The organism is Pseudomonas sp. PDM15 (assembly GCF_014851565.1).
In the GTDB taxonomy this organism is placed as follows: domain Bacteria; phylum Pseudomonadota; class Gammaproteobacteria; order Pseudomonadales; family Pseudomonadaceae; genus Aquipseudomonas.
In genome coordinates this window covers 582,565-603,819 of sequence record NZ_JACVAA010000004.1, presented here as the reverse complement: position 1 = coordinate 603,819, position 21,255 = coordinate 582,565, and the positions used below count along the sequence as shown (strand labels likewise).

Below are 21,255 nucleotides of genomic sequence, written 5' to 3'. Positions count from 1 at the left end.
ACGCAATCAGGCCTGAGTCAGCCCTTGCGCTTGCTCCAGGCGCCGAGCTCCCTCATCAGCTCCCGCTCCTGGCCGGCGATGCCGCGCAGCATCTCGGCAATGGGACGGAAGTCCGGCGCCTCGCCCTTGCTGCGGCTGGCGCGCACGCAGGCCGAGGCGAACTGGCGCCAGTCGTCGCCGATGGCGGTCAGGCGTGCCGAGGCCTCGCCCAGGCCGGCCGCGCCGATCTTCTCGCCGGCCTCCTGCAGGAAGCTGGCGTACATGAAGCGGAAGCCGGCGCCACCGGTGCCGATCTCTTCCTGCATGCGCACGATGTGGGTCAGGTACAGGCGGTTGTACTTGGTCTGCGCCGGATCGAGCTGCTCGACCTGCTTGGCCAGGTGCTGGATGCCACGGATGCCGATCCACGGCAGCGGCATGCCGTCGAGGATGCGCGTGGTGCCGAGCACGGCCTGGCGGATCAGTTTTTCCCAGTCCTGCTCCTGCGGTACATCATCCAGCCAGTACATCAGGCCCTTGGCCGCCAGCGCGCCCTTGGCAAAGCGCGCCTTCTGCAGGTCGGCGCTGGCGCAGCGCACCGGCTCCTCGAACACCGGGTCGCTGATCAGGTACTCGTCGCCGTCGCGGCCGTAGGCCAGCAGGTTGTGCGCGTTGAAGTGGAAGCGCATCTCCGGCGGGAAGTACGGCAGCCAGAACACCGAGCTCTGCAGGCCGGCCAGGCGACCCTGGTCGAGCAGCGCATCCAGCTCGCGGCGGCCCTGCTCGGGGTTGCCGAAGGTGCGGCTGTTGAGGCGCGCGCCGAGGCGCTTGCTCAGGGTCTTGATCAGGTGCTTCGGCGGCATGCGATAGGCAATCAGCGGCATACCGCTGAGCTTGACGATCGGCAGGTAGGCGAAGGCCAGGCCCGAGGCCAGGCCGAAGGCCATCGGCTCGCTCATTGGCAGGCCGGCGTGGGTCAGCAGGCTGGCCATCACCCCGCTCTCGCAGTGGGCGCTCTGGCGGTGCTGGAAATGCGGTTCGAAGCTGCTCATGCCGGGGCCTTCTGGTAGCCGATCAGTTGTTCCACCGGCAGGCCGAAGGCTTCGGCGTAACGGGCGAGGATAGACGCGCTCAGGCGCCGGTAGATGGCCGGGCGAAAGTGCCGGCGGATGCGCCACTGGAACAGCCCGGTGATCTGCGCCAGCGCCGGCTCGTCCAGGCGGTAGCGGTACATCAGGCACTTCAGCGGCGACAGCTCTCCGCGCTGCCAGGCCGCCTCGGCCTCGGCCTCCTGGGCTTCCAGCTCGGCCACGGCCAGCTGGGTGGCGTAGGCCTCGGTGTCCCAGCCGTCGCTCTGCGCGCGCTGGTAGTGGCCCTCGGCATCCACGGCGTAGACCAGCTTGCTGTGGCCGCCGTAGGTGGAGCTGTGATCCTGGGGAACCTCGTCAAGCTTCATCGCCAACCACCGTCAGATGCATGAACGCGCTGGAGAAACGCCCGCTTTCGGGCACGTAGCAGAGCAGGCGCTCGCCGCTGCGCAGGCGTCCGCCGTTGAACAGTTCCTCGAGGATGATGAAGATAGAGGCAGCGCCGGTGTTGCCCTTGCTGGTCAGGTTGGTAAACCAGCGCTCCTGGGGAATCGGCAGATCGGCCTCGGCCAGCCCCACCGCCAGCGGCTCGCGGAAGAACTCGGAGGAGTAGTGCGGCAGGAAGTGGTCGATATCGGCCACGCGCAGATCGCGCTTGTGCAGGATGCGCTTGAGCGCCTCGACCACGGTGTACTTGACGATGTTGTCGTTGAGCAGCTTGACGTCCTGCTTGATCGCCATCACCGAGCGATGGTTGCGCTCGTCGGCGTCGAAGCGACTCCAGCCGGCCAGGCCGCCGTCCGTCATCTCCGCCCCGGCATACATGCACGGCGGCATCTGGTCGGCAAAGGAGAGGATGTCGATCCAGTCGATGCGCAGGCTCAGGCCGCGGGCGTTGGGCTGGCCCTGCAGCCACACGGCACCGGCGCCGTCGGAGAGCATCCAGCGCAGGAAGTCCTTCTCAAAGGCGATCTCCGGATGGGTCTCCAACTCGGCGGCGCGGCGCTCGTACTCGGCGTCGAAGTTGTGCGCCTGCATCAGCGCGGAAGCCACCTCCGACCCGCAGGCCACGGCGTTGCGGCTCTCGCCGCTGGCGACGCTGAGGTAGGCGTACTTCAGTGCCGTCATGCCGCACAGGCAGATGCCAGCGGTGGTCACCACCTCGCCGGGCGGGCTGCCCAGCTCGCCGTGCACCATCACCGCGTGGCCGGGCATGGTCTGGTCCGGCGACGAGGTGCTGGCCACCAGGCAATCCAGCTCATTCAGATCGAAGCCCGGGGCCTGCAGGTTGCGGATAGCCGCGGCGCTGATCTGCGCGTTGCTCATGGCCGCCAGGCCGCTGGCGGGGTCGATCACGTAGTGGCGGCTCTGGATGCCGTTACGTTTGAGCACCAGGCGCCGCGCCCGCGACGGCTGGCCGCCGACCAGGCCGAGGCGTTCCTCCATCTGCTCGTTGTCGACCGGGTCGAACGGCAGGTAGGCGCTGATGCGGTTGATGAAGACGGGATTGGCCACGTTGAATTCCTCGGGTCACTTCACTCGCCGGACGGGCCGGCGAAGTAGGCCTTTTCACGCAACGTCCGTTCCCTGGACAGCGGAGCCAGCAATTTCTTGAGCAGGGCGCCGAGCGGCACCACGGTAACGATCAGGCACAGCAGGAAGACGATGTAGACCACCAGGCCGGCGCCACGGCGCCGGCTTTGCTGCGGGCCGAGGGCGGAGAGCAGGCGGCTCCACAACTGGAAGCTGCGGTTGCCGACCTTCTCGCTGCCGATCAGCTTCTCGTCGATGCGCACGGCGCCGAGGCCCTTGAGCATGGGCTCGGTAATGGGTTGCGTGTCGCGGGTCAGGCGCTGCGCCATGGCCTCGCCGAAGCGGCTGGCGGCGACGATCTCACCCTCTTCGATGCCGGCGCGCGGCACCCAGGAATAGGGCTTCTGCCGGCCGGTGAACATCCACAGCGGGGTAGCCAGGAAGCTGGCGGCGGTGCCGCAGGCATCGGTCAAGGCGATGTTGTCGACCAGGCGCGCGCCCAGCTCGGCCAGCTTGGACTTGACCTTCTCCTGGGCCATCAGCCACATGTTGCGGCAGCCGATCAGGGTCACCACCGGGGTGTCCTTGAGCAGGCGGGCCGCTTCGGGCGAGGCGAGGAAACTGGTCAGCGGCAGCGACGGCGAGAGGAACCAGACCTGGTAAGCCAGAATCACAAGGTCGTAGCGCTTGTCGGCATCCACCTGCAGCGGCAACAGCGGCAGCGGGCGCATCAGCACGGTTTCGGGGAAGATGCGGAAGAAACCGAGGAACGGCCAGGGGAAGGGAAAAGGCTGGGCCGGCTGCAGTGCCAGATGGTCGACCTGCACACCATCGGCTTTCTCCAGCGGAGCGCATACCGACTGGGTCAGACGCCCCAACTGACCGGTTTGTGAAAAATGGACCACTAAAACCTGACGCATCCCTTGCCTATTCCCTGCAGAATGGCCGGATTATGCCACAGCGATTTCTTCAAACCGTAACCTGGCCATGCCTGCTGGCGCTGCTGTTCGTCAGTTCACAGACGGTCGCCGGCGACATTCTGGTCAGGGTCGAGGGCAAACAGGCCAATGCGCCCGTGCACCTGGCCCTGCTCTCCGCCGATCAGCCCGATTGGAACGGCTCCATCCTGCGCCAGATCCAGAGCGAGGACGGCGAACTGCGCCTGCGCGAACTTCCTCCGGGACGCTACGCCGTGCAGTTGTTCCAGGACCTGGACGGTGATGGCACGCTGGCCCTCAGCCCACGAGGGATACCGCGGGAGCCGGTGGGATTTTCGACCAATCCGTCGCTGTTCAAAGGCAAACCGACGCCCGCACAGTGCCTGTTCGAGCACGGTAGCGGCAATACCCTGGTCACGGTGAAGCTGCGCAGCAAGAAGCGCTAGTCGGCGCGCCAGATCAGCTCGCCAGTGTCGTAGCCGCGGGCGCGCGCCTCGGCCAGCAGGCGCTCGCGGACTTCGTTGCTGACTTGCGGCGTGCGCGACAGCAGCCACAGGTACTCGCGATTCGGATGGCCGACCAGCGCGACGCTGTAATCATCCTCGAGATAGAGCACCCAGTAGTCGCCCTTGCTCAGGCCGGGGAAGAGCTTGCTGAACCAGTTGTCGAAACGCACCCACAGCTTGTCGGTGTGCCCCTCCTGCTGCAGCTCGGCCTGACCTTTCGCCTCCTGCCACTCGCCATCTTCGGTACGGCAACGGTTGGTCACCGCCACGCGACCGTCGTCCTGCAGGCGGTAATGGGCCTCGGAGGCGACGCAGTGGCGCTGGAAGAACATCGGCAGGCGGGCCAGCTCGTACCAGGTGCCTTGGTAGCGCTGCAGGTCGACCTGGCCGGCGGTCTGCGGCGGATCGTCCTGTTCGCCGGAACCGGCGCAGCCGATCAGGGTGAGCAGCAGCAGGGAAAGCAGGATGGGGCGCATGGCGGTGTCTCATTCGGGCCTGTGCGCTTCGACCGCGAGCCGGGCCGAAGGAGCGAGTTATCTCGATCAGGGGTTACTTGAGGCCCTGACCGGAGAACATCATCACCTTGTCGCCGGCGAACTGGACGCTGATGAAGGTCTTCTCGTCGCCCCAGGTGCAGCTGGTCAGGCCGATGGCGCCGGAACATTCGGTGGGGCTGCCGAGCAGGCTCTCCACCTCGGTCTTGGGCATGCCGGCCTTGAGCTTGGAATAGTTGTCCTGGTTGATCTTGCTGCAGGCGGTGAGCAGGACACAGGCGGTTAGGATGGCGAGGTTGCGCAGCGACATGGGGAACTCCAGAGGAAGGAAAACTGCGAGAGAGCTTGGCACAGGACGCGCCCGATTGCGCCTCTCCGACCCTCGAACTCGCGCACAGTTCGCAGGCCTCGGTGGCGCCTGCTAGAAACGCGAACCCGGTTGCGCGAGAAACACCAGCTCCTCGGCGGTGGAAGAGCGGCCGAGGCTTGCGTTGCGATGCGGGAAACGGCCGAAGCGGCGAATCACCTGGCGATGGCGCTCGGCGTAATCCAGATAGCCATCGAACGGCGCGCGCTGCTCGGCAGCAATCTGCTCGCGCAATGCGGCGAAACGCGCGACCGCCTCGTCCTGCTGAGCGAGGTCTTCGGCGTGCTCCAGCACCAGATAGGGAAATACCCGGCAGATCGCCGGCAGCCGGCTATCCAGCCCTGACTCCAGGCCCTGGCGCACCAGCGCCTGCGCGCGGACATCGCCGGAGAAGGCTTGCGGGGCACCGCGATGGATCATGCGCGGCAGCTGGTCCAGCAGCAGGATCAGCGCCAGCCAGCCTTGCGGCTGTTCGGTCCAGTCCTGCAGGTCGCCAGCGAGGGCGGCGGCGCAGAGCTCGCCGAACAGGCGGCGCGCCTCGTCGTCCTGTTCGGCGAGGTAGCCGAACCACAGCCTCTGGCGGTTGGCAGCCACGGCACTGGCGGCGGCTTCGATGTCGCCGAACCACCAGTCCAGCAGCCGCTGCCAGGGGTTCAAGGCTCAGGCCTTGTGGTAGCCGGTGACGCGCTCGACTTCTTCCTTCGAGCCGAGGAAGACCGCCACGCGCTGGTGCAGGGACTCCGGCTGGATGTCGAGAATGCGCTGGGTGCCGTTGGTGGCGGCACCGCCGGCCTGCTCGATGAGCATCGACATCGGGTTGGCCTCGTACATCAGGCGCAGCTTGCCCGGCTTCTCCGGCTCGCGGGCATCGCGCGGGTACATGAACAGGCCACCACGGGTGAGGATGCGGTGCACGTCGGCCACCATGGAGGCGATCCAGCGCATGTTGTAGTTCTTGCCCAGCGGGCCTTCCTTGCCGGCCAGCAGCTCGGAGACATAGCCCTGCACCGGGGCTTCCCAGTGACGCTGGTTGGACATGTTGATGGCGAACTCGGCGGTGCTCTCCGGCACGCGGATAATGTCGTGGGTGAGCACGAAGCTGCCCATCTCGCGGTCCAGAGTGAAGCCCATCACGCCGTCGCCGAGGGTCAGCATCAGCATGGTCTGCGGGCCATAGATGGCGTAGCCGGCGCAGACCTGCTGGGTGCCTGGCTGGAGGAAGGCCTTCTCGTCCAGAGTATCGTTCTGGCTCAGGTACTGGTCCGGGCAACGCAGCACGGAGAAGATGGTGCCGACCGAAACGTTGACGTCGATGTTGCTAGAGCCGTCCAGCGGGTCAAAGACCAGCAGGTAGGCGCCCTTCGGGTACTTGCCGGGGATCTGGTAGGCGTTGTCCATCTCTTCGGAGGCCATGCCGGCCAGGTGGCCGCCCCACTCGTTGGCCTCCAGCAGGATCTCGTTGGAGATCACGTCGAGCTTCTTCTGCACCTCGCCCTGGACGTTCTCGGTGCCCATGCTACCGAGCACACCACCGAGGGCGCCCTTGGACACGGCATGGCTGATTTCCTTGCACGCGCGCGCGACCACCTCGATGAGGAAACGCAGGTCGGCCGGGGTGTTGTGACTGCGGGTCTGTTCGATCAGGTAGCGGCTGAGGGTGACGCGCGACATGGAGGGCTCCGGAAACTGGGAAAAATCGGTGGCAGTTTAACCGTTTGCGCGCGCGGGCGCCTCTGCCGAACCGGACAGCAGATGAGAGGATGGCGACACGGGGGAAGTTCAAAAGCGTGGCCCCGTTGCGGGGCCACGTCGTGGGGCGCTTACAGATCCCAGGACAGGGACAGGTTGATGCCGTGCTGATCGCTGTCGTCGGCGGCGCGGTAGGTATAGGCACCGCGTACGGCCATGCCCGGAGCGAGCTTGTGGCTGACACCGAAGCTGGCGCGCCAGGTCTTGTCGTCCGGGGTGTAGCCATCGAGGGTGTAGCCGATGGTCGGCAGGCTGCGCAGGGACATGTCCACTTCGGTGGCGTCGTCCTCGTACTCGCGCTCCATCGCCACTTCACCGAACAGACGGGTCTGCTGGCTCAGATCGAACAGGCCTTGCAGGCCGACTCCCAGACGTTTGGAGTTGCGCTTCTGGTCGTCGTAGTTGAGTGCAGTGGCGCTCTGGCTATCCTCGGAATAGCCATCCACCTCGACCCGCGCATAGTCGGCGCTGACGAAGGGGCTCAGGTGCCACTGGCTGTCCGGGCTCTGAGCGATGTCGTAGCCGACACGGCCGCTCAGGCTCCACAGGTCGCCATCGGTGTCACCCTTCTCGCTGCGGGTGGTCGGACCCATATCGAACTTGCGCTTGAGGTCGTGGTAGTCCAGATAGCCGACGCTGGCGGCCACCTCACCCCACCAGCGGTTCTGCTGGTACTGGGCAAAGGCTGTGGTCAGGTAGCTGCGCAAGTCGTAGTCGGATTCGGCCTCACCGGCCTCCAGGTCCTGTTCGTACAGACCGGCCGCCAGGCCGACGCGCCAGGCCTCGTTGAGACGATAGCTGCCGCCGAAATTGAGGCTGTAACCGTTGCCATCGGCATCGCTCTCGTAGATGTCATAGGTCAGACGCTGGCCACCACCGTTGACGAACGAACGCCACTGACCGACTGCCTGCCAGGCCTCAAAGTCCGCCTGCCATTGGGCGCGCAGCTGATCCTGGTGCGAGCGCAGGGTGCCATGCGCCATTTCCGGCAGCAGGCTGATTTCCCACGGCGCAGCCAACAGCGAGTAGGCGTAGTCGGCGATCAGGGTCTGGCCCGCAATGGTCGGGTGCACGCCATCGTTGAACAGCAGCTTGGTCGGGTCGGGATTGGTGCCGTTGATGCCGTAGACCGGGTTCTGCACGGTGCAATCATCGAAGCAGGTGCTGATCAGTTCGTCAGCGCTTAGGTCCCCCAAACCATAGCGGCCGGGGGCAGCCAGCACCTCTGAGAGCATCAGCGGAACGTTCAGCGGAATGATTTCGGCATCGATAGTCGCCAGTTGGCGTACCAACTCCGTGTTGAAATCCTGACCCAGGGCGGAAATGGTCGGGGCGTAGGGCGACAGAATGGGAGAGCCCTGAATGGCTGGGGTATTACCTACATTGGGCAACAACCAGACCATGATATAGCGAGCCCCTGCTCCTTGAAGCGCTCTCACACTGTCGGCCAAACGTCCTGCCCCATCTCGCGCCTGCTGGGTGGCTACAGCTGGAGGCGCCAATGGATTGATACGCAACTGTAGAAAGTCGTTTCCTCCGCCGGTCAGGTAATACAGTGCCTTGGGATCGGCACGGAAACCATTGCCGGCCAGGTACTGATCATTGACCGTATCGAGGATCTGGTCGGTGCGATAACCGCCCACCGCCCAGTTGCTACCGCCAGAGTTCGCGGCGGCCAGGCCGTCTTCGCCGAGCCCCAACTGGCTTCCCAGCAGCATGGGGGCCACCGGACCATAGGCCTCGCCCGGCAGGTAGCCCGGCCCGACCCGGTTGGTAAAGCGCACGGGACCGTCGGCATCGGTGAACCAGCCGGCGTCGCTCAGGCTGTCGCCGAACACGACCAGGGAGGAGTAGGGCGACGCGTGCAGCGAAAGAGAAGTACCGGCCAACAGGCAGGCGGCTGCCAGGGGAGTCAGTAAGCGCTTCATCGGAGTGTCCTTATGATTGTTATTGGACCGTTTGGCACCTGCGACTCTAACGTGATTTCCGTCTCAATTCACCAAGCGCTTGCTTCCGAGCACTAGTGTTCACTGGCTTGGGGCTTGCGCAGCAGGCTGACGGCCATGCCGCCGAGCAGAGCGACACCAGCCAACAGCACCACCCATAGGCCGACGCGTTTCCAGTCCGCCGCCGACTGAGCCGCATCGGCCGCCTCGCGCACCACCTCCGGTACCTTCTCGGGTGCGATGGCGCGACCGAGGCTGGCCAGGCGCTTGGGCTCGTAGCCGGGAATCAGGGTGGACAACGGCAACGCCGCGGAGCGGGCCGAGGCGTCGCCGACGGCCAGTCGATAAGGCGCCGAACCGCGCGCCAGGAACACCACCTGGGTACCGCGCACCGCCACCCGCAGACTTGGAGCTTCCTTGCCGAGGCCACCGCCGCGGGCATCGACGCGCAGACGCAGCTGCTGTACCGGCGTACCGTACAGCTCGATCTCATCCTGCAGCACTTCCTTACCGTCCTGCGGCAGGCGATAGAGTAGGCCGCTGGTCAGTGGCTGCCATTCCAGCTTGCCGGCACCGCGGGAGGACAGGCTGACCGGCGCCAGCACATTGCCCGGCGGCAGCTGCACGCGGACTTTCTCCAGGGGCAGCGTCAGGGGCAGCTCCCAGCTGTACTCACCGGCCTTGCTCGAAGTCGACGCCAGCGGCGCGGACCAGGCCAGCGGCGGCGCCAGGTCCTGGCTCTCGACGCTCACCAGGCGCGCAGCCAGCAATGCCGGGGCCTGTTGCGGCGCCTGCCAGAGCAGACGCAGGTAGCGCGCCTCGGCACCCGGCAGCTCCACCTCGCGCTGCTCGACGCGTTCGTCGGCGAAGCTCAGACGAGCGATCTGCCCGTCTTCCCAGCGCTGCCAGTGCTGCAGGTCGTCGCTGGCCTCGATGGTGAAACGCTGGAAGCCTTCCTGATCGGAGCTCCAGTCCAGCTGCAGGCGGTGCAACGGCTGGTCGAAGGCACTGGCATCCAGCAGCCAGCCGCGCAGGATCTGCTCGCCCTGCCCCACCGGCTCCGGCGCCACTTCCACCAGGGTACCGCCGGTACCACGTTGCACGCGGATAGCCGGCGCCGCCTGGGCATCCGCCGCGCCACGCAGCGGGAACCACTTCACCGCGGCCTCCCGACGCTTTTCCTCGGGCTGGGCACTGCCCAGGGTCAGGGCATAGGCCAGCTCCTCGCCCTCGGCATTGAACACACGCAGGTCGCGCAGGTCGCCATGCTCGGCGGCCATCTGCACACCGAGCGGCAGTTCCAGGCGATACCAGGGGCCCTCGCCCTCCAGCGTCAGCGGCACCTGACTGGAATACTCGGCCTGCACCAGCGGCGCGGCGAGCAGCGCCACGAGGGCGATCGACAAGCACTTGTTCATGCGTTCACCTGTGCAGATTCGGGTTTGCGTGGCGGTAGTGGGGCGAAGTAACCGACCACCAGCAACAGTACGCCGACGCCGATAAAGGAAATGATGCGCTCCAGGCCACCGCGGTTGCCCAGTTCGACGAAGAACAACTTGGCCACCACCACGGCGATCAGCGCCGCGCCCAGCAGCCACAGCTCGCGCCGGGCACGCAGGTGGCCGACGATCATCAGCGGCAAGGCGATCAGGGTCCAGACGATGGACAGGCCTGCCTGTACCAGCATCGAGTCGAGCAGCATATCCAGCTCGTACGGCACCCCGCCCCAGTGGTGAGCAGCGCGGAACACCGTGGCGGTGAGCACGACGAACAGCGTGGCGCCGGCGACTACCTGCGCGATGCGCTCGCTGTGCGCCGCCAGCCCCAGCTGCGGCAGACCCGCACGCAGCCAGGCGTAGATCGCCAGCAGCACAAGCAGCATGCCCAGCTCCAGCGGATTGAGCAGCGGCAGGTAGGGCAGCGGATCGGCGCTGCCGTCACTGGCGATGTTGGCCAGCCACAGCCAGCCGAGCATCAGCATCGCCAGCGGCGCCGCGGCCAGTACCCGGTATTCGCGCGGGTAGGCTGCTACCGGCCAGGGCCAGGCACGCGGGGCGGCCATGGCCAGGAGGAAGGCGCTCGGCAACACGGCCCAGCCCAGCCAACGCCAGGCGTCGTAGTGCTCGGCCAGCAGCATCAGCAGGTAGCGCAGCTCCAAGGCCAGTACACCGAGAATCAGCCAGCAGCCCAGCACATGGGCAGCGCTGCGCACGCCGGCTGGCAACAAATCGGCCAGGCGCTTGAGTGACAACAGGTGCACGGCGAACAGCAGGCCCCAGCCAAGCCAGCCGAAACCTGCCGCCGGATGGTAGGTGCGTTCACCCAGGTGCAGCAGGATCACCAGGCCGGCCGGCACCAGCAGGCTGCACAGCAGTGCCAGCGACCGCCAGCGCAGGCGCGCGGCCAGCCAGCTCCACAGCGCCACGCTGAGCGCAGCCAGGGCCAGCAGCGTGGCGCCCTGCAGCTCGACGGCGACGAAGCGCAGTACCTCGCTGCTCAGGGCCAGCGCCCACCAGGCGGCGCCCCAGGCCAGCAATAGCTGCGACAGGCGCTGCAGGCTCAGGCTGCCCAGGTTGCCCGCCTGCTGGCGCAACAGCACATGGCGCAAGCGCCAGGCACCGACCTGTGCGGCCAGGGCCAGCACCAGTGGTGCCCAGAAGCCGGCATGCACCAGCGGACGCAATCCCTCGCTGGGCAGATAGCCGAGCAGCAACGGGCTGGCGGCGAGGAAAGCAATACCGCCGACCACCTGCAGCAACAGGCCGAACAGGAAGCTGGCGCGCAGCTGCAGACGCAAGCTGAGCCAGATGATCAGCAGGCCCGTACCGGCCCACACCGCCGAGGCACTCTGCCAGGGCAACACGAACAGCACCGCCAGGTTGACGAACAGCAGGCCGACCAGCATCACCAGCGACAGCCCGCGCATTAGGCCGCGGTCCTCACTGACCAGCTTGTCGCGCACCGCGATCAGCATGCCGGCCACCAGCGCCAGGCCGATCAGTGAGCAGACCATCAGACCGCGCCAGCCGGAGTCGAGCACGCCCGCGCCATCCGCATCGGCGCCGCGCAGCCGCGCGAGGAACAGCACGCCACCGAGCAACTGGATGGCGAATGCGCTGAACAGGAAGGTACGCGACTGCAGGCGCAGGCCGGCGAACAGGATCGCCAGGCCGGCCAGCGCCCAGGAAATGGCCGTGCCTTCCGGGCCCAGGCACAGCGGGGCGATCAGATAGAGGAAGCCCAGACCGACCGCGGCCAGCAGCGGCAGACCGCGGCGCTCCCAGGTCCGGCTGACGTCAGCCGGCGCCTGGCGCAGTTGCCAGAAGCTGAACAGCAGCGCCACCCCGAGCATCAGCGCGCCCAGCGGCGCGCCGTCGAGCACCGTGTCGCTGGGGATGGAGAAATCGATCCCGCCGAGGAAGGCCAGCGCCGCCGCGAACTGCAGGAACAAGGCGAAGCTGCGCGCCAGCGGCCGCGCTTGGCGCAGGCCCAGCCAGTAGATGCCGGCGCCCTCCACAGCCCAGGCGGCGGAGGTCCAGCGCGCGTCCAGGCCCAGCGGGATAGCCAGGGTGGCAAACACCACGCCCAGCGCCAGGCAGGTCTCCATCAGCAGCAATACGTTGCGCCCGCGTAGCAGGCGCGCCAGGACCATATAGAACAGACCCAGGCCGAGGGCACTGAAGGCGGCGGCGAATTCGAGGTGCTGGACGATGGCGTACTGTAGGCCGAAGCCCACCAGTGGCGGGCCGAACAGCACGGTGCCATCGACATAGTCGGCGCGCCCACGGGCCCAGCGCAGCTGCTCATCACGTCCTTCTGGAGCACCTTCGGCCTCGCGCAGCTTGCGCCGGGCGAACAGCAGGCCGATGGCCACGTACATCAGGAAGAACAGCACCAGGAACGGCTCGGTGCTCCACAGCAGCTCCGGGGTGTAGGAGCGAATGCCCCAGGCGAAGCCGATGCCGAAGGTGCCGACGAAGCCGACCAGGTTGAGCAGGCGCCAGGCCTTGAACCAGGCGATGGCGAAGATGCCGGCGTTGAGCAGGATGAAGTAGGAGAACAGCGCCACATGGTTGCCGCTGCCGGTGGAGGTGAGGATCGGTGCGGCGAAGCCGCCGAGCGCCGCCGCCACCGCCAGGCCCAGGGCGTTCTGTGCCACGGCGAGGATGGCCGAGAAGGCCGTGACCAGCACCAGCAGGCCGAGGGCCAGCTTGGGGTCGAGCAGCGGGTGCAGACGCATGGCGGCGAACACCGTCAGGTACAGCACGGCGATGCCGGTGCCCTGCAGCATCAGGCCGTAGTTGGGGTTGCGTCGGCGCAGCCACCAGCCCAGCCCGAGCAGAGCGATGGCACTGGCCGCCACGCCGGCATAGCGCAGCTCCACCGGCACCACCATGCCCTCGGTGGCGTAGCGCAGGAGGAAGGCCAGGCCGAGGAACAGCAGCACCACGCCGACTCGCAGCACGGTGTTGCCACCCAGCAGCCAGGCCTTGGCCAGGGCAAAGCCACGCTCGATCGGTGACGGCTCGCGGGGCGCAGCCGGGCGACGCGGCTCGCCGGGGCGCGGCGGCAGATGCGGCAAGGGCGTGATCGACGCTGGCGCGGAACGCGAAGCCTCCGCGCCCACTTGGGGCTCGGGACTGAGCTGCTCCGGCAGCTCCCAGACCAGCTCGGAAGATTCAGACTCGGATTCGGATGCGGCCATCGGTGCTGCCTCAGGCAGCGGCGCAGCGGCAACCGGCTCTGCAGGTACGGGCTGTTCCGCCAGCGGCGTGGCAGCCGCGCCAGGCGGCGCGCTCTCCAGCTTGACCAGGCGCTCGTATAGCGCCGTGGTGCCATGCTCGAAGCGCTCGGCGAAGCCTTTCAGCTCCTTGCGCAGCCGCGCGTTATCCGCCGCCAGCTGTTGCAGGCGCAACGCCTGGCCCAGGCCCAACCCCAGCAAGCCGCCCAGCAAGGCCGAGGTTATCGATTCACCGGCCAGTGCACCGAGCACCAGGCCGACCAGCATGAAGATCCATTGCATGCAGTAATTCCCGAGCCGTTGAGGCGAAGTCCCTTCCCCGTACGCCTGACCGAGGACGGCCGAGTATATCGGCGCAGCGGGGTCACTACCTGAAGACGTTGGCCAACTGGTGCACAGACACAACGCTTCGCTTGCTCACGTTTCTCTAGGTACAAAGAGCTCCGCCCGAGACACGCAGGCAAGAATCGAGACGAGGAGCTCGCCAGCAACCTAGGGTGGATCGCGCTTTACCGTTCCACCGGGTGGCGATCCACCGACTGAAGCCATTGGTGGATGAGCAGAGCGTCATCCACCCTACCGGGGCGATACCCACGCCGTCGGCAGTGCAGTCTTCAATCGCTTGCCTGGCATATCCACCATGCCCATCACAGCCATAAAAAAGCCCCGCCGAAGCGGGGCTCTTTCAGTAACTCAACCGACTCAGAACTGAGCGGCGTCCAGCAGGTACAGCGACTCGCTACCGGCCTTGACCGAAGCGGTCAGCGAGTGGATACGCGGCAGCAGGCGGGCGAAGAAGAAGCGCGCGGTGCCCAGCTTGCTCACGTAGAACTCGTCGTCGCCCTGCTTGGCCAGTGCGGCACGAGCCATCAGCGCCCAGACGTAGGCGTAGGCGGTGTAGCCGAACACCTGCAAGTACTCGACGGACGCGGCGCCGATCTCGTTCGGATTGGTCTTGGCCTGCGCGATGACCCAGGCGGTCAGCTCGTCGAGGTTGGCGATGGCGGCCTTCAGCGGCTCGGTGAATTCGGCCAGCGAGGCATCGGCGCTGCCGATGAAGGCCTTCACTTCATCGCTGAAGTGCTTGTAGAAGCTGCCGCCGCTGCCGACGATCTTGCGGCCCATCAGGTCCAGCGACTGGATGCCGTTGGTGCCTTCGTAGATCTGGGTGATGCGGCAGTCGCGGATCAGCTGCTCCTGGCCCCACTCACGGACGAAGCCGTGGCCGCCGAAGATCTGCTGGCCATGGATGGTGGTTTCCAGGCCCATGTCGGTGAGGAAAGCCTTGGCCACCGGGGTCAGCAGGGCGACCAGTTCTTCAGCGCGCTTGCGGGTGTCCTTGTCTTCGCTGTACTTGGCGGTGTCCAGCTGCATGGCGACGTAGCTGGAGAAGGCGCGGCCGCCCTCGTTCAGCGCCTTCATGGTCAGCAGCATGCGACGCACGTCCGGATGCACGATGATCGGGTCGGCAGCCTTGTCCTTGTTCACCGGGCCGGTCGGCGCGCGGCTCTGGATACGGTCACGGGCGTACTCGATCGCGCTCTGGTAGGAACGCTCGCCCAGAGCCAGGCCCTGGATGCCGACGCCCAGGCGCTCGTAGTTCATCATGGTGAACATGGCGTTGAGGCCCTTGTTCGGCTCGTCGACGATCCAGCCGGTGGCGCCGTCGAAGTTCATCACGCAGGTGGCCGAGGCCTTGATGCCCATCTTGTGCTCGATCGAGCCGCAGGACAGCGAGTTCTTCTCACCCAGCGAACCGTCGGCATTGACCATGACCTTGGGCACTAGGAACAGCGAGATGCCTTTCGGACCGGCCGGGGCGTCCGGCAACTTGGCCAGAACCAGGTGGACGATGTTCTCGGTCAGATCGTGCTCGCCACCGGTGATAAAGATCTTGGTGCCGGAAATCTTGTAGCTGCCGTCGGCCTGCGGTTCGGCCTTGGTGCGGATGATGCCCAGGTCGGTACCGGCGTGCGGCTCGGTCAGGCACATGGAGCCAGCCCAGACGCCGGCGTACATGTTCGGCAGGTACTGCTGCTTCAGCTCTTCGCTGGCGTGGTTGAGGATCGACAGGCAGGCACCGGCGGTCAGCATCGGGTACAGGCCGAAGGACAGGTTGGCAGAGTTGACCATTTCCTCGACCTGGGCGCCGATCACTTTCGGCATGCCCATGCCGCCGAACTCCGGCGCGCCACCGACACCGACCCAGCCGCCTTCGGCGTAGGTCTGGTAGGCCTCGGGGAAGCCGGCCGGGGTTTTCACCACGCCGTTGGTCCAGGAGCAGCCTTCTTCGTCGCCGCTGCGGTTCAGCGGGGCGATCACGCCACCGGTGACCTTGCCGGCTTCTTCGAGGATCGCGGCAGCGGTGTCTTCGTCGACCACTTCGGCCAGACCGGGCAGCTGGGCCCAAAGCTTGGAGACTTCGAAGACTTCATTGAGAACGAAGCGCATGTCGCGCAGGGGAGCTTTGTAATCGGCCATGGTGCGATCCTCGGGAGCAACGAAACGGCCGACGATCCGGCCGATCCAACATGCTCCGGAGTCTATCTGAACACCAATTTAGGACATAGGTTCTAGTTGTGAACCATGGGTCACGCCAGCTTGCTCACTCGGTCGCGGTCTTGACCCGCACCGCGCCGCGGCGATTCTCGCCTTGGGCGACCACGCAGTTGCGCCCGGCCCTCTTGGCCGCGTACAGGGCCTTGTCGGCGCAGCGGATCACCTCGTCGGCCGTACGCTGCTGCAGCTCCCGCTCGGCCACGCCGATGCTGATGGTCACCGACACGCTGGCCGCGCCACTCGCGCGTCGGCGCTGGCGGCCTTCCTTGTTGTCCTTCGGCCGCTGCTGCTTGTCGCGCAGCTGCAGCGGGTAGTTCTCCACCGCCAGACGCACGGCCTCCAGGTGCTGGCGGCAGTCCTCGATGGACTTGCCGGGGAACACCAGGGTGAACTCCTCGCCACCGTAGCGATAGGCCTTGCCACCGCCACCCACCTTGCGCAGCTGGCTGGCAACCAGGCGCAGCACCTGGTCGCCGACGTCGTGGCCATGGGTGTCGTTGAATTTCTTGAAGTGGTCGACGTCGGCCATGGCGATCACATAGCTGCGCCCCAGACGCCCCAGGCGATCGTTCAGCGCGCGCCGCCCGGGCAGGCCGGTGAGCTCGTCGCGGTAGGCCATCTGGTAGGCCTCGTGAACCACCGCGGCGACCAGCATCAGCATCACCAGGCTGCTCATCACCTGCAGTGCGTGCGGCAGGATGAAGGTGTTGGGCAGCATCCACAGCAGGCCTAACAAGCCCAGCAGCACCGCGGCATGCAGCGGACGAGGCTGGCGCAGGTACTGCACCAGCAGCAGCACACCAGCAATCAGGAACAGCGGGTAGGACAGCTGGATCAGGCTCATCCACTGGCCATGCCAGAGCGGCCAGTGGATCTCCGCCAGCCAGGCCTGCAGGCCCTGGGGGAAGCGCCGTGCCAGGGCCAGGGCGGTGCCGCCGAGGGCCAGCAGCACGGCGGCACGGGCGACCATGTCCTGCAGCAGGTGGCTGCGCTCGCGCCACGCGCCGTACAGGCCATACAGCAGCGGCAGCAGCAGGCTGCACAGGTGGAACATCAGCGCCGCGTCTTCGCGCACCTTGCCGTGCTCGCGGAAGTGATCAGTCTGGGTGTCCAGCAGGAAATAGCCGAGGTAGACCACCACCAGCAACGACAACTCGCGCTGGCGACCGTAGACCACGCAGAAGGCACCACCGAGCAGCAGGAGCAGGGTCGGCAGCACATTGAACAGCGAGAGGAAGAACTCGTTGAGTTCGCCCATGCGCGCGACCAGCAGCCCGGCGACCAGCAGCGGCAGCGCGGTCAGCAGATGATCGGGGCGGTAGGCGGCAAGACGCGACACTTCAGATTCTCCAGCCCGCAAAGCAGGAGCGGGACGCGGCATTTTGCCTGTATCGCGAGCAAAGGGCAGCGGCAATCGTTCGCATTCTGTCGACTCGCCTTTTTCCAGGCAAAAAAAACCGCGACCCGAGGGCCGCGGCTTTTCTGACCTGAGGTCGGAGCGGACTTAGTAGCCCAGAGCGAAGTGCTCTTCGTCCATTTCCATCAGGTTGCTGGCGCCGGACAGCATGGTGGCGACGTGAGTACGGGTACGCGGCAGGATGCGCTCGAAGTAGAAGCGCGCGGTCTGCAGCTTGGCCTTGTAGAAGGCTTCGTCCTCGGTGCCGGCAGCGATCTTCTCGGCAGCCAGGCGCGCCATGTCGGCCCAGAAGTAGGCCAGGCAGGCGTAACCGGAGTACATCAGGTAGTCCACCGAGGCGGCACCGACTTCTTCGCGGTCTTTCATCGCGGCCATGCCCACTTTCATGGTCAGGTCGCCCCATTCCTTGTTCAGCTGGGCCAGCGGTGCGACCAGGCCTTTGATGGCCTCATTGCCTTCGTTGGCTTGGCAGAACTTGTGCACGATCTTGGTGAAGCCTTTCAGGGCTTCGCCTTGGGTCATCAGCACTTTACGGCCGAGCAGGTCGAGAGCCTGAACACCGGTGGTGCCTTCGTACAGGCAGGAGATGCGGCTGTCGCGTACGTTCTGCTCCATGCCCCACTCGGCGATGAAGCCGTGGCCACCGTAGATCTGCACGCCGTGGTTGGCGGCTTCGAAGCCGACTTCGGTCATGAAGGCCTTGGCGATCGGAGTCAGGAAGGCCAGCATCGCGTCGGCGGCTTTCTTCTCTTCTTCGTTCTGGCTGTACTTGACGATGTCGACCTGCTTGGCGGTGAAGTACACCATCGCGCGGTTGCCTTCGGCGAAGGCCTTCATGGTCAGCAGCATGCGACGCACGTCCGGGTGGACGATGATCGGGTCGGCAGCCTTGTCCGGAGCTTTCGGGCCGGTCAGGGAGCGCATCTGCAGACGCTCGCGGGCGTACTTGATGCCACCCTGGAAGGCGATTTCGGCGTGAGCCAGGCCCTGCAGAGCAGTACCCAGGCGAGCAGTGTTCATGAAGGTGAACATGCAGTTCAGGCCTTTGTTGGCCGGGCCGATCAGGTAGCCGGTGGCGCCGTCGAAGTTCATCACGCAGGTGGCGTTGCCGTGGATGCCCATCTTGTGCTCCAGGGAGCCACAGGAAACGGCGTTACGCGAACCAACGCTGCCATCGGCGTTCACGTTGAACTTCGGCACGATGAACAGGGAGATGCCCTTGGTGCCTTGCGGGGCGTCGGGCAGGCGGGCCAGCACGATGTGGACGATGTTATCGACCATGTCGTGTTCGCCGGCGGAGATGAAGATCTTGGTGCCGGACACTTTGTAGGAACCGTCAGCCTGAGGCTCGGCCTTGGTGCGCAGCATGCCCAGGTCGGTACCGCAGTGCGGCTCGGTCAGGCACATGGTGCCGGTCCACTCGCCGGATACCAGCTTGGTCAGGTAGGTGTGCTTCTGCTCGTCGGTGCCGTGGGCTTCGATGGTGTTCATCGCGCCGTGGGACAGGCCGGGGTACATGCCCCAGGACCAGTTGGCTTCGCCGACCATCTCGCTCAGGGCCAGGCCCAGGGACTCCGGCAGGCCTTGGCCGCCGTGGTCAACGTTGTGCGCCAGGCTCGGCCAGCCGCCTTCGACGAACTGCTGGTAGGCTTCCTTGAAGCCGGTCGGGGTCTTCACACCGGACTCGGACCAGGTGCAGCCCTCGAGGTCACCAACTCGGTTCAGCGGAGCGATGACTTGCTCACAGAACTTGGCGCCTTCTTCCAGAATGGCGCTAACCATGTCCGGGGTGGCGTCTTGGCAGCCAGGCAGGCTCTGATAGTGCGCTTCGTAGCCGAGCAGTTCGTCGCGAACGAAGCGGATATCACGCAAGGGGGCCTTGTACTCAGGCATAGCGGTAAACCTCTACGGTGGATTCCTTAGTGTTAGGGTGACCGTCTAGAGCGGTCGTTCGCGGGATTTCTCCCGGCACCCGGCAGGCGCAAACCGGCCCGGCACTCAAACAAGCGTTTGAAACATACGTTTACGCCCTACCCTTGTCAAGCACCCCCAGAAGCACTTCAGACCTGCAGATCGACCGCCGGGAGCGGAGCCTGCAGTTGGGCCATACGTAGATACAAATCCAGTCTAGGCGGGGTCGCCGCCTGCTGCGGCTTTTCCTCTTCCTCACTGGCGGCCTTCTCTTCCTCTTCGGCCAACTGCTCCTCACGCCGAGTGGCACGCTCTTCGGCGGCGGCAACTGCCTCCTCGCGACGCAACTCGGCCAGCTCGGCGCGGGCCTGGGTGGCCTGCGCCGCGGCCTCGGCGGCGACGCGCAGATCCTGGGCGGAGGGTTCGGCGGGCGCCAGGGCGGCGCGCTGGACCAGCTCCATCTTGCGCAACGTGGCTTCCGGATCACCGGGGATGGGGCTGGTATCGATGCTGACTTCGCCGCCAACGGCGTAGCTCTTGCCGTCCGGGCCGCGCTTGAAGGTGTAGGTGGGTGCGCCGGCATAAGAGCCGCCAACCGAGGCATGCGCCTGCTCGTGGGCGCGCACTTCGCGGTCGCGGCTGGCCAGCTCGGCGATCTCCAGCTGCTCCTGGCGCAGCTGCTGGGTTTCGCGCGGGGATTCTTCCTCACCTTCGGCATCGGTGCGCGCCGGGCTGTGCGCCTCTTCGCGCAGCTCGGGCGACTCGGCACTGGCTTCCAGTGGTTTGGCGGTGGGATCGACGGAACGGGAAAGCTCGGACGAAGGAGCCCTGGCCGCCTGGGACGACGGCAGGGGCGCAGCGTAGGTCATAGCGCTGCCGATCTGCATCACACCCCTCCTCGCCCGACCGGGCGAGCCCTCTGATTACTGCGGCGCCGACAGCCCTGTCAGGCGCGGGTATCGATCAGCGTGCCGAGCACTTCGTCGGCGGTTTCCACCACCCGGGCGCTGGCTTGCACTTCGTTGCGGCCCTGAGTCAGGCCCACCAGGCTCTCGGCCAGGTCCGGCTGACGATTGGCGAGCGCCTCCGGATTGGGCTCGACCTGCTGGGTCGGCGGAGTCTCGCTAGGCTGCCGCACCGGCAGGGTATTACTGGCGATCTCGGTGGCGGCCTGATCGACACGGCGCTGCCCGGCCTGGATGCCACTGAGGCCAGCACTGAAGGCGTTACCGGAGATTTGCATGCTTGTGACTCCCTGACGGGGACAGACTCGTGCGAGCAATTGAAGCAGAAAACGCTCAAAAAACGTACAAGCAAAGCGCTATGGCCGATCAGCGGCTTATAGCGCGGCACTCAACGGCAGATCGAGATACACGGACACCGCCGCGGGGGTCGCGGCCGCCAGACGCGGCACCCGTCCCAGGCAGGGCGCCGGCAGGCGCTCGGCGAGGGTCGCCAGGTTCTCTTCGAGTCGCGAGGTCTGTGGGTCGACGATATTGGCCACCCAGCCGGCCAGGCGCAGGCCGTCGCGCTCTATGGCTTCGACACTGAGCAGCGCATGATTGATGCAGCCCAGGCGCACGCCAACCACCAGGATCACCGGCAGGCCGAGCGCAACGGCCAGGTCGGACAGATTCTCGCGCCCTGCCAGCGGCACCCTCCAACCACCTGCACCCTCGACCAGGGAGAAGTCCGCGCCTTTATCCAGCACCCGCCGTACCGCGGGCAGCAGCCGCGCCACGCTCAGTTCGACACCCGCCTCGCGCGCCGCCAGATGCGGAGCGATGGCGGGCTCGAAGGCAAAGGGATTGACCTCGTCGTAGCCCAGCGCCAGCGAGCACTGGCCGAGCAGGGCCAGGGCGTCGTCATTGCGCAGGCCATCGGTGGTCCGCACGCAGCCGGAAGCCACCGGCTTGGCCGCAGCCGTGCTCAGCCCCGCCAGGCGCGCTGCGTGCAGCAAGCCGGCGGCGATGGTGGTCTTGCCAACCTCAGTATCGGTACCGGTAACGAAATAGGCCTGGCTCATA

At 66.2% G+C, this 21,255-nt stretch carries 18 protein-coding genes; 1 reads left to right on the top strand and 17 read right to left on the bottom strand.

Annotated features, from left to right (window positions below):
* Positions 1-17 precede the first annotated feature (17 nt).
* The 4 genes from IB232_RS14205 to IB232_RS14190 are packed head-to-tail and all read right to left on the bottom strand — an operon-like array spanning position 18 to position 3,520.
* The gene (locus tag IB232_RS14205) at positions 18-1,031 is read right to left on the bottom strand and encodes a BtrH N-terminal domain-containing protein (protein ID WP_192399270.1); all 1,014 of its coding nucleotides are present in this window, start codon (positions 1,029-1,031) and stop codon (positions 18-20) included.
* A complete protein-coding gene (locus tag IB232_RS14200) occupies positions 1,028-1,435 on the bottom strand; it encodes a hypothetical protein (protein ID WP_043311094.1) in 408 nt (135 codons plus the stop codon). The genes IB232_RS14205 and IB232_RS14200 overlap by 4 nt, the downstream gene beginning before the upstream one ends.
* Positions 1,425-2,582, bottom strand: coding sequence for a beta-ketoacyl-ACP synthase III (locus IB232_RS14195; RefSeq protein ID WP_192399269.1), 1,158 nt, complete (start codon positions 2,580-2,582; stop codon positions 1,425-1,427). Before IB232_RS14195 ends, IB232_RS14200 begins: the two co-directional genes overlap by 11 nt.
* 20 nt (positions 2,583-2,602) lie before the next feature.
* Positions 2,603-3,520, bottom strand: coding sequence for a dialkylrecorsinol condensing enzyme (locus IB232_RS14190; protein WP_192399268.1), 918 nt, complete (start codon positions 3,518-3,520; stop codon positions 2,603-2,605).
* 32 nt (positions 3,521-3,552) lie between these two features.
* Here IB232_RS14190 and IB232_RS14185 point away from each other — a divergent pair, with 32 nt between their 5' ends.
* A complete protein-coding gene (locus IB232_RS14185; protein ID WP_192399267.1) occupies positions 3,553-3,984 on the top strand; it encodes a DUF2141 domain-containing protein in 432 nt (143 codons plus the stop codon).
* Here the strand turns inward: IB232_RS14185 and IB232_RS14180 are convergent.
* The 13 genes from IB232_RS14180 to bioD all read right to left on the bottom strand — a co-directional run bounded on the left by IB232_RS14180 (position 3,981) and on the right by bioD (position 21,254).
* A complete protein-coding gene (locus tag IB232_RS14180) occupies positions 3,981-4,520 on the bottom strand; it encodes a lipocalin family protein (protein ID WP_192399266.1) in 540 nt (179 codons plus the stop codon). The two genes, IB232_RS14185 and IB232_RS14180, sit on opposite strands and share 4 nt — an antisense overlap.
* A gap of 73 nt (positions 4,521-4,593) precedes the next feature.
* Positions 4,594-4,848: a hypothetical protein gene (locus IB232_RS14175; protein ID WP_192399265.1), complete on the bottom strand. Its 255-nt coding sequence runs from the start codon at positions 4,846-4,848 to the stop codon at positions 4,594-4,596.
* A gap of 111 nt (positions 4,849-4,959) precedes the next feature.
* The gene (locus IB232_RS14170) at positions 4,960-5,562 is read right to left on the bottom strand and encodes a DUF924 family protein (protein ID WP_192399264.1); all 603 of its coding nucleotides are present in this window, start codon (positions 5,560-5,562) and stop codon (positions 4,960-4,962) included.
* A 3-nt stretch (positions 5,563-5,565) separates the two neighbouring features.
* The gene (locus IB232_RS14165; protein WP_192399263.1) at positions 5,566-6,576 is read right to left on the bottom strand and encodes a class 1 fructose-bisphosphatase; all 1,011 of its coding nucleotides are present in this window, start codon (positions 6,574-6,576) and stop codon (positions 5,566-5,568) included.
* Between the two features lie 149 nt (positions 6,577-6,725).
* Positions 6,726-8,582 (bottom strand): autotransporter domain-containing SGNH/GDSL hydrolase family protein, encoded by a 1,857-nt coding sequence (locus IB232_RS14160; RefSeq protein WP_192399262.1) that lies wholly within the window; start codon positions 8,580-8,582, stop codon positions 6,726-6,728.
* Positions 8,583-8,674: 92 nt separating this feature from the next.
* Entirely contained in the window at positions 8,675-10,018 is a 1,344-nt protein-coding gene (locus IB232_RS14155; RefSeq protein WP_192399261.1) for a DUF3999 domain-containing protein, read from the bottom strand.
* Positions 10,015-13,623, bottom strand: coding sequence for a DUF2339 domain-containing protein (locus tag IB232_RS14150; RefSeq protein ID WP_192399260.1), 3,609 nt, complete (start codon positions 13,621-13,623; stop codon positions 10,015-10,017). The genes IB232_RS14155 and IB232_RS14150 overlap by 4 nt, the downstream gene beginning before the upstream one ends.
* 420 nt (positions 13,624-14,043) lie before the next feature.
* Positions 14,044-15,822 carry an acyl-CoA dehydrogenase C-terminal domain-containing protein gene (locus IB232_RS14145; protein ID WP_192399259.1) on the bottom strand — a complete coding sequence of 593 codons (1,779 nt, stop codon included), beginning with the start codon at positions 15,820-15,822 and terminating at the stop codon, positions 14,044-14,046.
* A gap of 124 nt (positions 15,823-15,946) precedes the next feature.
* Positions 15,947-17,239 carry a sensor domain-containing diguanylate cyclase gene (locus tag IB232_RS14140; protein WP_192399258.1) on the bottom strand — a complete coding sequence of 431 codons (1,293 nt, stop codon included), beginning with the start codon at positions 17,237-17,239 and terminating at the stop codon, positions 15,947-15,949.
* A gap of 165 nt (positions 17,240-17,404) precedes the next feature.
* On the bottom strand, positions 17,405-19,210 hold the full coding sequence (locus IB232_RS14135; RefSeq protein ID WP_192399257.1) for a phenylacyl-CoA dehydrogenase: 1,806 nt from the start codon (positions 19,208-19,210) through the stop codon (positions 17,405-17,407).
* Between the two features lie 167 nt (positions 19,211-19,377).
* Positions 19,378-20,115: a putative metalloprotease CJM1_0395 family protein gene (locus IB232_RS14130; RefSeq protein WP_192399256.1), complete on the bottom strand. Its 738-nt coding sequence runs from the start codon at positions 20,113-20,115 to the stop codon at positions 19,378-19,380.
* Between the two features lie 59 nt (positions 20,116-20,174).
* Positions 20,175-20,471: a hypothetical protein gene (locus IB232_RS14125; protein ID WP_192399255.1), complete on the bottom strand. Its 297-nt coding sequence runs from the start codon at positions 20,469-20,471 to the stop codon at positions 20,175-20,177.
* 96 nt (positions 20,472-20,567) lie between these two features.
* Positions 20,568-21,254: a dethiobiotin synthase gene (gene bioD, locus IB232_RS14120; RefSeq protein ID WP_192399254.1), complete on the bottom strand. Its 687-nt coding sequence runs from the start codon at positions 21,252-21,254 to the stop codon at positions 20,568-20,570.
* Position 21,255: the final 1 nt, after the last annotated feature.